The sequence below is a fragment of the Mesorhizobium sp. W016 genome (assembly GCF_054719485.1).
Map to the genome: position 1 here is coordinate 2,321,149 of NZ_JBTTIF010000002.1, position 9,179 is coordinate 2,330,327.

12 protein-coding genes are annotated in these 9,179 nt (G+C 63.2%); 5 read left to right on the forward strand and 7 right to left on the reverse strand.

The genetic code is table 11. The features are described 5' to 3' along the window. The first annotated feature begins 11 nt into the window (after nucleotides 1–11). Nucleotides 12–296: a hypothetical protein gene (locus ACYG9V_RS11530; protein WP_023668429.1), complete on the forward strand. Its 285-nt coding sequence runs from the start codon at nucleotides 12–14 to the stop codon at nucleotides 294–296. On the opposite strand, the gene ACYG9V_RS11535 is transcribed toward ACYG9V_RS11530, so the two are convergent. Then, nucleotides 293–694, reverse strand: coding sequence for a GFA family protein (locus tag ACYG9V_RS11535; RefSeq protein WP_023668428.1), 402 nt, complete (start codon nucleotides 692–694; stop codon nucleotides 293–295). The genes ACYG9V_RS11530 and ACYG9V_RS11535 overlap by 4 nt on opposite strands. A 146-nt stretch (nucleotides 695–840) precedes the next feature. Between ACYG9V_RS11535 and ACYG9V_RS11540 the strand changes: the two genes are divergently transcribed. Continuing rightward, entirely contained in the window at nucleotides 841–1,617 is a 777-nt protein-coding gene (locus tag ACYG9V_RS11540) for a TlyA family RNA methyltransferase (RefSeq protein ID WP_352763063.1), read from the forward strand. Continuing rightward, nucleotides 1,617–2,852, forward strand: coding sequence for a class I SAM-dependent RNA methyltransferase (locus ACYG9V_RS11545; protein ID WP_352763061.1), 1,236 nt, complete (start codon nucleotides 1,617–1,619; stop codon nucleotides 2,850–2,852). Before ACYG9V_RS11540 ends, ACYG9V_RS11545 begins: the two co-directional genes overlap by 1 nt. A 66-nt stretch (nucleotides 2,853–2,918) precedes the next feature. On the opposite strand, the gene ACYG9V_RS11550 is transcribed toward ACYG9V_RS11545, so the two are convergent. From ACYG9V_RS11550 to ACYG9V_RS11575, 6 genes are all read right to left on the reverse strand, one after another. Then, complete coding sequence (locus tag ACYG9V_RS11550) at nucleotides 2,919–3,308, reverse strand: type II toxin-antitoxin system VapC family toxin (protein ID WP_023709873.1); 390 nt, start codon at nucleotides 3,306–3,308, stop codon at nucleotides 2,919–2,921. Beyond that, nucleotides 3,295–3,570: an AbrB/MazE/SpoVT family DNA-binding domain-containing protein gene (locus ACYG9V_RS11555; protein ID WP_081725433.1), complete on the reverse strand. Its 276-nt coding sequence runs from the start codon at nucleotides 3,568–3,570 to the stop codon at nucleotides 3,295–3,297. The genes ACYG9V_RS11550 and ACYG9V_RS11555 overlap by 14 nt, the downstream gene beginning before the upstream one ends. 79 nt (nucleotides 3,571–3,649) lie before the next feature. Next, a complete protein-coding gene (gene tldD, locus ACYG9V_RS11560) occupies nucleotides 3,650–5,062 on the reverse strand; it encodes a metalloprotease TldD (protein WP_352500432.1) in 1,413 nt (470 codons plus the stop codon). Between the two features lie 11 nt (nucleotides 5,063–5,073). Beyond that, a complete protein-coding gene (locus ACYG9V_RS11565; RefSeq protein WP_198037284.1) occupies nucleotides 5,074–5,352 on the reverse strand; it encodes a YbjN domain-containing protein in 279 nt (92 codons plus the stop codon). Continuing rightward, nucleotides 5,349–5,546, reverse strand: coding sequence for a hypothetical protein (locus ACYG9V_RS11570; protein ID WP_155923284.1), 198 nt, complete (start codon nucleotides 5,544–5,546; stop codon nucleotides 5,349–5,351). The genes ACYG9V_RS11565 and ACYG9V_RS11570 overlap by 4 nt, the downstream gene beginning before the upstream one ends. Before the next feature lie 69 nt (nucleotides 5,547–5,615). Beyond that, nucleotides 5,616–6,200 (reverse strand): invasion associated locus B family protein, encoded by a 585-nt coding sequence (locus ACYG9V_RS11575; protein WP_023754099.1) that lies wholly within the window; start codon nucleotides 6,198–6,200, stop codon nucleotides 5,616–5,618. Between the two features lie 363 nt (nucleotides 6,201–6,563). Here ACYG9V_RS11575 and coxB point away from each other — a divergent pair, with 363 nt between their 5' ends. Both coxB and ctaD read left to right on the forward strand, forming a co-directional pair. Continuing rightward, nucleotides 6,564–7,460, forward strand: coding sequence for a cytochrome c oxidase subunit II (gene coxB, locus ACYG9V_RS11580; RefSeq protein WP_050485823.1), 897 nt, complete (start codon nucleotides 6,564–6,566; stop codon nucleotides 7,458–7,460). 38 nt (nucleotides 7,461–7,498) lie between these two features. Further along, nucleotides 7,499–9,151, forward strand: coding sequence for a cytochrome c oxidase subunit I (gene ctaD, locus ACYG9V_RS11585; protein WP_023668420.1), 1,653 nt, complete (start codon nucleotides 7,499–7,501; stop codon nucleotides 9,149–9,151). Nucleotides 9,152–9,179: the final 28 nt, after the last annotated feature.

Here is a 9,179-nt window from a genome sequence, read left to right on the forward strand (position 1 = left end):
AGTTAAAAACAATGCGAACGCTTCTGTGCGGCGCGGCCCTTTTGGCCGTCATCGCCGCGCCGGCCATGGCCGAGACGCGCTATGACCGCAAGCTCGAACAGGCGGTGGCAGGCATCGTCGCCCGCAAGATGGGCGATATCAGGGGCGCTTTTTCCTACAAGCAGGTGCCGCAGCTTGTCGTCGTGCCGGACGCACCAGTCGTTGCTGTCGAGCGCCCGCGCAAGCAGGCTTCAGATGACGGAAGCGACGGCCTGATGCCGGCCGTTGAACGGCAGGTCTCACGGACGATCTTCTAAAACCACATATCGCGCACGCAGCGCCCATCGCGCGGCAGGTCGTCATAAGTGTCCAGCCCGTCGAAATGGTCGATCGGCAGGTCGGCGACCGCCTCAGGCGGTGCCAGCCTGACATTGACGGCGATACGCGTGCGGCTGCTGTCGCTGCGGCGCAAACCGCGCCAGGCAAGCACACAGGCACATGTCGGGCAAAACAGGATTTCCAGCGACGGCGTCTCCTTGCCGGCGCGGGTGTAGGACTGCACAGGCCCCGCAAGCCGGATACGCTCGTCGACAAAGTCATAGGCCCAGAGCGTGCCATAGCGGCGGCAAAGCGTGCAATTGCAGGCCGTGATCGGGCCGGGATCGCCTTCCAGCGTCCAGTGGGCGGCGCCGCAATGGCAGGTTCCCGTCAGCATTCGTCTTCCTCCGCATTGCCTGAGCCTCTACATCTTGCCGGACTGGCTGCGCTATTCAACCGGGCGGACTGGCTTGCGGCCCGGGTCTCGACGTCCTCCCATGCCAATGTCCTTGCCTTCGCGGCCGGCTTTCGCCATGAAGGCCGATGAACTCCCCTCTGCCAGCCAGCACACGCCAGCGGCTCGACGAATTGCTCGTCCAGCGCGGCCTGTTTGCGAGCCGCTCGCGCGCCCGCGACGCGGTCGAGCGCGGCACCGTGATGGTCGACGGCGTGGTCGCCCGCAAGCCCGGCCAGACGGTTCTGCCGCGCTGTCTCATCGTCATCGACGACCCGGCGCAGGGTTATGTCTCACGCGCGGCGCTGAAGCTGATCGCCGGGCTCGACCATTTCAGTCTCGATCCCGCGGGCAGTGAAGCTCTCGATATCGGCGCCTCGACAGGCGGCTTCACCCAGGTGCTGCTCGAACGCGGCGCGGCCCATGTCACGGCCATCGATGTCGGCCACGGCCAGATGCATCCCGGTGTCTCGTCCGACCCGCGCGTCACCGTGATCGAGGGCCTCAACGCTCGCGAGCTCGCGGCTGCCGATCTCGGCGGCCGTATCCCCGATTTCATCGTCTCCGATGTCAGCTTCATCTCGTTGAAACTGGCGATGCCACCGGCGTTGGCATTGGCACGGGACGGCGCTCGTGCGGTGTTTCTGGTCAAGCCGCAATTCGAGGCCGGCCGCGAGGCGATCGGCAAGGGCGGTCTTTTGAAAGACCCTTATGACGCCGCCCGTGTGGCCGGCTTGCTGCAGGAATGGCTCGAAGGCGTCCCTGGCTGGCGTACATTGGGCTTGCACATGTCGCCGATCGAAGGCGGGGACGGCAACCGCGAATTCCTGCTTGCCGGGATCAAGGATGCCGGGGCCAAGGACTGATGAGCACGGGCTTCACCATCAAGAGACTGGGTTCGCAGGGCGACGGCGTCGCCGAGACGGAAACCGGCGAGCTGTTCATTCCCTTCACCCTGCCCGGCGAGACCGTCACCGCCGCGCGCGAGAGGGATCGCGCCATGCTGATGGCGGTATTGGAGACGTCGCCGCTGCGTATCGATCCGGCCTGCCGGCATTTCACCGAATGCGGCGGCTGCGCCGTCCAGCATCTGCAAGCCGACGCTTACCAGCAATGGAAACGCGACAAGGTCGTGCACGCCTTGAAAGGCATTGCCGGCGACATCGGCGCCCTGGTGCCGTGTGCGCCACACACACGCCGCCGCGTCGTGCTTGCCGCCAGGCGCGCCAACACAGGCATGCTGCTTGGCTTCCATCGCCATCTGTCGCCGGAAATCATCCCCATCGAGGAATGTCCGATCTCACTGCCGGAGATCGTTGCCGCGCTCGATCGTTTTAGGTCGGTCGCCGACCTGGTTTGCGCCACCACCAAATCGTTCCGGATGGCGGTCACTGTGACGGGCTCGGGGCTTGACGTCGCTGTCTATGAGTCGGGCAAGCTGGGCGAGAACCAGCGCCGGGTCGCCTCCAACTTCATCATGGCCAATGGCTTTGCCCGGCTTTCGATCGACGACGAGATTGTCATCGAGCCGAAAAAGCCGGTGGTCATGTTCGGCACCGTCGCTGTCGCCATACCGCCTGGCGCCTTCCTGCAGGCAACGCAAGCCGCCGAGCAGACGATGGCCGATCTCGTTGGCGGACATCTGAAGCGGGCCAGGAAAGTCGCGGATCTTTTCGCCGGCTGCGGCAGCTTTGCGCTTCGGCTGGCGGCCAAATCCGAAGTCCACGCGGTCGAAGGCGACGCGGCAGCCCTTTCGGCGCTCGACCGCGGATCGCGCTTCGCCACCGGCCTGAAGCGGGTAACCGGCGAACGCCGCGACCTGTTCCGGCGGCCGCTGACGTTCAAGGAGCTGAATGCTTTCGATGGCGTCGTCTTCGACCCGCCGCGCGCCGGCGCCGAGGACCAGTCGAAGCAGATCGCCCGCTCGGATGTGCCGTTCGTCGCCGCCGTCTCCTGCAATCCGGTGACGCTGGCACGCGACCTGCGCATCCTGATTGACGGCGGCTACATCTTGAAGAGCGTCACGCCCATCGACCAGTTCCTGTGGTCGCCGCATGTCGAGGCCGTGGCGCTGCTGGAGAAGCCGAAACGGCGACGTTAATCCGCCGATTTTCACAAGGCCGTGCTTGAGTTTGCCGCCCACCGCAAGACGTAGCCGGCTGGCAAACTAGCCTTCGCGAACGCTTTCGTACCCGGCCGCTTGTGCGGCCTTGATGAACTTACGGTCGAAGGACACAAATGCTGAGCAGTGCGAGGACTTGCCCAGATGGAGCGCATCGGCGAAATCCATTCCCGTCTCGGCTAGATCGACCGCGGAAGAGACCATCGCAGCATCCTCTATCTCGATAGTGGGAAGCCCGCCGAACACCCGCAGTGCATTGACGATCGAGGCCTGATCATAACCATAGCCGCTGCGCAGCACCCACTCAGCCTCCAGGATCACCGTGACGGCGACGAAAACGGGCTGACCGTCGATCAGCCGCCGGGCTCGCGGGGACTGCTCGGGATCGTCGTTCGTCAGATACCTGACGACAACGTTGGTATCAATCGCGAGCATGGCGCCGCCGTGCTTCAGCAAGGACGGCCGCGTCCATCTCCTCCAAGGTCTTCGGTCTGCCACTGTGCGGCAGGACACCAAAGACATCTTCTGGTCGTGTCGGGGCAAAGGCAGGCGCCGGTCTCAAAAGTACACCGTCCGGTGTGTCTTCGACCTGCAGGCGCGTGCCCGCGCCCCAGTCCCTCCGTTTGCGGATAGCGCTGGGCAGGATGACTTGTCCCTTGGTCGAGACGGTCGTTATAAGCTTTTCTATTGCACCCATTGCGGTATTACCCTTGTGTAAGACAAAGGTAAGATATCCCTGTGAGGGGAACTATTCAAGCCCGCCGACGTCTCCTCGCTCAAACCCTGGTGCCGCCGACCGTCATCTGGTTCATCCTGAGATGCGGCTGGCCGACGCCGACCGGCACGCCTTGTCCGGCCTTGCCGCACATGCCGATGCCGGTGTCGAGTTTCATGTCGTTGCCGATCATCGACACACGGTGCATGGCGTCCGGTCCGTTGCCGATCAGCATGGCGCCCTTGATCGGCTGCGTCACCTTGCCGTTTTCGATCATGTAGGCCTCGGTGCAGCCGAACACGAACTTGCCTGAGGTGATGTCGACCTGGCCGCCGCCGAAGGATACGGCATAGATGCCGTTCTTGACCGAGGCGATGATCTCATCCGGCTCCATGTCGCCCGCCGTCATATAGGTGTTGGTCATGCGCGGCATCGGCTGGTGCGCATAGCCTTCGCGCCGGCCGTTTCCCGTGGCTTTCATGCCCATCAGCCGGGCGTTCTGGCGGTCCTGCATGTAGCCGACAAGCTTGCCGTCCTCGATCAGCACATTGCGGGCCGAAGGCGTGCCTTCATCGTCGACGGTCAGCGAACCCCGCCGCTCCGGCATGGTGCCGTCATCGACCACGGTAACGCCCTTGGCGGCGACCTGCTGGCCGAGCAGGCCGGCAAAGGCGGAGGTCTTCTTGCGGTTGAAGTCGCCCTCCAGCCCATGGCCGACGGCTTCGTGCAGCATCACGCCTGGCCAGCCGCTGGACAAAACGATGTCGAACGTTCCGGCCGGCGCGGGAATGGCTTCGAGATTGACCAGCGCCTGCCTGAGCGCCTCCCTGGCCGCATGCTTCCAGGCGTCCTCGACCAGGAACTCGCCGAACGCCTTGCGCCCGCCCATGCCATAGGAGCCGCTTTCCTGGCGGTCGCCGTCGCCGACGACGACGGAAACGTTGATGCGGACCAGCGGGCGGATGTCGCGCACGATCTGGCCGTCGGCGCGCACGATCTCGACATGCTGCCAGGACGCCGCGAGCGAGGCCGTCACCTGGCGCACGCGCGGGTCCTCGGCGCGCAGCCATGCGTCGATTTCCTGCAACAGCTTGGCCTTGACCTCGAAGGAGGGCGAGGGGATCGGGTTCTCCTCGCCATAGAGATAGCGGTTGGTGCGCGCGGGTGCCGCGGCAAGCGTGCCGGAATAGCCGCCCCTGACTGTCGAGACGGCGTCGGCGGCGCGCAGCAGCGACGCCTCCGAAAGATCGCTGGAATGAGCGTAGCCGCTGGCCTCGCCGGCCACGGCGCGCAGGCCAAAACCCTGGTCGGTGTTGAAATTGGCGGTCTTCAGCCTGCCATTGTCGAACATCAGCGCTTCGCTCTCGCTGTATTCGAGGAACAGTTCGCCGTCATCGGCGCCGTTCAGTGTGTCGGCGACGATCCGCTTGATGCGATCATCTGAAATGTCGAATTGGCCGGTCAGGCTGTTCATGGCAGGTCCGCTCACAGGAGGAATGGTGTTGCCACGATGTAGGCGCGAAGACGCGCCTGCACAATCCGCAATGACGATCCGCAGCAGGTGGAGCGGGTAACCCCGCCCCTGAACATGACATCCATCTTGAAGTTCGACCCGTCACCCGAAAAGGCCTTCACCCAGCGATATTTCTTGTTCCATTCATTGGCCTGGTCGGCCGTGAAGGGGTTGGTATAGCCCGAGGAGAACTGGATCGACTTGCACTTCTCATGGTTTTCGCAGCCATAGAAGTAGATGACATATTTCATGCCCTGAAGCCGGCCCGAGACCATCGGATCGCCCCGTCGTCCTTGTCCATCTTGGCCGAGCCATAGCCTTTCGCAAGCTCGAAAATGACGGCCGGATCGGGCGCCGTGATGATTTCGGAATCCTCGGCAAAGGCGACGGAAACGGCGCCGGTCAGGATTAGACCGGTCGACAAAAGCAAAGAACAAGCACGCATGATGACCCCCACAGCCAAAGATCAAACCCGTGGGAATTGTGAGGAAAGACGGTTTCGCAAGCATCAAGCTCAGGGCAGGGCGGCAAAACCGTCGGCGAAGCCCTTGAGGTCGACGGGGATGCCGATGCCTTCTTCCGGCGTCTGGAAGACGATGAAGGTGGCCGACGTCCCGGTCTTCAGCGTATCGAGCAGCTGCTTTTCGAGAATGACCTCGGCATAGCAGCCGTCTTGGAAGCAGCGCACGAAATAGGCGCGGCCAATATCCTTGCCGTCGACATTGAGGCCCAGGCCATTGGGCAGCAGAACGCCGAGCGGGGCCAGCACGCGCAGGATCTCGGCCTTGTTGTCGGCGGTGCGCAGGACGACGACGGACAGTCCCATTTCCGGGCGATCCTCGGCAACGACGTTCTGCATCATCACGCATTGTTCCGAGGTGGCGCCGGCCGGCGTGTCGCAGATGATCGACCACGCGCCATGCGTTGACTTGACCGTGCCGCTGGGCTGCGCTGCATTGGCGACGCCGGTTGCGGACGAGCCGATACCGATCAGGGCGGCGAGAAAAACGACCTTCGCCCCGCTTCTCGAAAGCCAAGCGCTTTTCGAATGCCAGGCGCTCTTCGAATGCCAGGCGTTTCTCGAAAGCCAAGAGGTCATGACGGCTCCATTGCGAATCACGGCACTTTAAGCCGCGCCAAGGCCAAGTAAAGGATAGGGCGACCGCCGGTCAGCCCCGGCAGGCGCAATAATGCGCTTTTCCCTAGCAAATTCGCCCGAATTGCGACCGTCGGGCGCATTCCGGACACAAGCCCGCATAGCCTGTCTGTCGACGACCCGCGCGGGCCACGAGGCCGTCGAAACAGCGCGGCAGCACTTGCGCGCAAAAATGCCGCACGGTTTCGCCCGCTCCTTTCTTGCGGAGGGAAATAGAGTATGGTTTGAACCACCCTTGGGACTGTCCGGGATTCCCATCCCGGCATTGTTCGATATTCTTGCGTCGCGATCGCGAGGAACCGGGAGATGAAGAGGGCGATGAGAAAATTCCCAGCAAGCGCCAAATTGATGGCAACGGCAGGCGCCGCCGCCGCATTTTTCGCCGGTGCCTCCGCCCATGCGGCCCAGCCGCAGCCGTGGGAGATGACTTTTCAGCCGCCGGCGACAGACATGATGCGGCAGATCGAGTGGTTCGGGAACTACACGATGTGGTTCGTCGTCCCGATCACTGCTTTGGTTCTGGCGCTTCTCGCCTGGTGCATCTTCAGGTTCCGCGCCAGCAAAAACCCGGTTCCGTCCAAGACCAGCCACAACACGCTGATCGAGATCATCTGGACAGTCGGGCCGGTCGTCGTCCTGCTGTTCATCGCCATTCCCTCGTTCCAGCTGCTGACGGCGCAGTACACGCCGCCGGAAGAGGCCAAGCTGACCGTCAAGGTAACGGGCAATCAGTGGAACTGGGACTATGAGTACCAGACCGAGAACACGCTCTCCTTCAACTCGGCCATCCTGCAGGACGCCGACCGCGCCGCGATCGGCAAGGAAGACCGCAAGGTCTATCCGCGCCTGCTGGCGGTCGACAACGAGCTGGTCGTGCCGGTCAACACCATGACGCGCGTCCTGGTTACCGCAGCCGACGTGATCCATTCCTTTGCCGTTCCGGCCTTCGGCATCAAGATGGACGCGGTTCCCGGCCGCACCAACGAGACGTGGTTCAAGGCGGAAAAGGAAGGCATCTATTACGGCCAGTGCTCGCAGCTCTGCGGCAAGGACCATGCCTTCATGCCGATCGCCGTCCGCGTCGTATCCGATGCGCAGTACAAGACCTGGCTGGCAGCAGCCAAGACCGACCTCCCCGGCGCCAACAAGGCGCTGATGGCCGAGGTCGACGGTACCAACAAGGTAGCGGCCGCCGGCAATTGATGCCGCGGGTTAGCAAGAATTAGGGAACGGAGCCGACCATGGCAGAAGCTGCAGCTCACGACGACCACGACCACAAGCCCTATCATGGCTGGGTCCGGTGGGTGTACTCCACCAACCACAAGGACATCGGCACGCTCTACCTGATCTTCGCGATCTTCGCGGGCATCGTCGGCGGCGCGCTTTCGGTCGTCATCCGCATGGAGTTGCAGGAGCCGGGCATCCAGATCTTCACCGGTCTGGCGCAGATGGTCTATGGCATGAACGGCGATGCCGCCATCGACGGCGGCAAGAGCATGTACAACGCCTTCGGCACCGCGCACGCGCTGATCATGATCTTCTTCATGGTCATGCCGGCGCTGATCGGCGGCTTCGCCAACTGGATGGTGCCGATCATGATCGGCGCGCCTGACATGGCCTTCCCGCGCATGAACAACATCTCGTTCTGGCTGCTGCCGCCGGCCTTCCTGCTGCTCATCGCTTCGGCTTTCATGCCGAGCGCGCCCGGCGCCTATGGCGTTGGCGGCGGCTGGACGCTCTATCCGCCGCTGTCGACCTCCGGCCAGCCCGGGCCGGCCATGGATCTGGCGATCCTGTCGATCCACATTGCCGGCGCGTCCTCGATCCTCGGCGCCATCAACTTCATCACCACCATTTTCAACATGCGCGCGCCGGGCATGACGCTGCACAAGATGCCGCTGTTTGCCTGGTCGGTTCTGATCACCGCCTTCCTGCTGCTCTTGTCGCTTCCGGTTCTGGCCGGTGGCATCACCATGCTGCTTACCGACCGCAATTTCGGCACCACCTTCTTCGCCCCGGATGGCGGCGGCGATCCGATCCTGTTCCAGCATCTGTTCTGGTTCTTCGGTCACCCCGAAGTGTACATCCTGATCCTGCCGGGCTTCGGCATCATCAGCCACATCGTCTCGACCTTCTCGAAGAAGCCGGTGTTCGGCTATCTCGGCATGGCCTACGCCATGGTCGCGATCGGCGCCGTCGGCTTCATCGTCTGGGCGCACCACATGTACACGACCGGCCTGTCGCTCGACACGCAGCGCTACTTCGTCTTCGCCACCATGGTCATCGCCGTGCCGACAGGCGTGAAGATCTTCTCCTGGATCGCGACGATGTGGGGCGGCTCGATCTCGTTCAAGACGCCGATGCTGTGGGCGCTGGGCTTCATCTTCCTGTTCACGGTCGGCGGCGTCACCGGCGTCCAGCTCGCCAACGCCGGCCTCGACCGCTCGCTGCATGACACCTATTTCGTCATTGCCCACTTCCACTATGTGCTGTCGCTGGGTGCGGTCTTCGCCATCTTCGCCGGCTGGTACTACTGGTTCCCCAAGATGACCGGCTACATGTACTCGCCGGTGATCGCCAACACCCACTTCTGGGTCACCTTCGTCGGCGTCAATTTGATCTTCTTCCCGCAGCATTTCCTCGGCCTGGCCGGCATGCCGCGCCGCACCATCGACTATCCCGACGCGTTCGCCGGCTGGAACATGGTGTCGTCCTACGGCTCCTATATATCGGCCGTCGGCGTGGTGATCTTCCTCTATGGCGTGTTCGAGGCCTTCCAGAAGAAGCGCGTCGCCGGCGCCAACCCGTGGGGCGAGGGTGCAACGACGCTCGAATGGCAGCTGCCTTCGCCGCCGCCTTTCCACCAGTGGGAACAGCTGCCGAAGATCAAGTAAGGCAGCCCGAATACGAAACCGCCGGCCC

Excerpts from the sequence above, each read along its gene's own strand:
- ACYG9V_RS11530 (WP_023668429.1), top strand. The coding sequence starts at position 12 with ATGCGAACGCTTCTGTGCGGCGCGGCCCTTTTGGCCGTCATCGCCGCG.
- ACYG9V_RS11535 (WP_023668428.1), bottom strand. The coding sequence starts at position 694 with ATGCTGACGGGAACCTGCCATTGCGGCGCCGCCCACTGGACGCTGGAA.
- ACYG9V_RS11540 (WP_352763063.1), top strand. The coding sequence starts at position 841 with ATGAACTCCCCTCTGCCAGCCAGCACACGCCAGCGGCTCGACGAATTG.
- ACYG9V_RS11545 (WP_352763061.1), top strand. The coding sequence starts at position 1,617 with ATGAGCACGGGCTTCACCATCAAGAGACTGGGTTCGCAGGGCGACGGC.
- ACYG9V_RS11550 (WP_023709873.1), bottom strand. The coding sequence starts at position 3,308 with ATGCTCGCGATTGATACCAACGTTGTCGTCAGGTATCTGACGAACGAC.
- ACYG9V_RS11555 (WP_081725433.1), bottom strand. The coding sequence starts at position 3,570 with ATGGGTGCAATAGAAAAGCTTATAACGACCGTCTCGACCAAGGGACAA.
- tldD (WP_352500432.1), bottom strand. The coding sequence starts at position 5,062 with ATGAACAGCCTGACCGGCCAATTCGACATTTCAGATGATCGCATCAAG.
- ACYG9V_RS11565 (WP_198037284.1), bottom strand. The coding sequence starts at position 5,352 with ATGAAATATGTCATCTACTTCTATGGCTGCGAAAACCATGAGAAGTGC.
- ACYG9V_RS11570 (WP_155923284.1), bottom strand. The coding sequence starts at position 5,546 with ATGCGTGCTTGTTCTTTGCTTTTGTCGACCGGTCTAATCCTGACCGGC.
- ACYG9V_RS11575 (WP_023754099.1), bottom strand. The coding sequence starts at position 6,200 with ATGACCTCTTGGCTTTCGAGAAACGCCTGGCATTCGAAGAGCGCCTGG.
- coxB (WP_050485823.1), top strand. The coding sequence starts at position 6,564 with ATGAAGAGGGCGATGAGAAAATTCCCAGCAAGCGCCAAATTGATGGCA.
- ctaD (WP_023668420.1), top strand. The coding sequence starts at position 7,499 with ATGGCAGAAGCTGCAGCTCACGACGACCACGACCACAAGCCCTATCAT.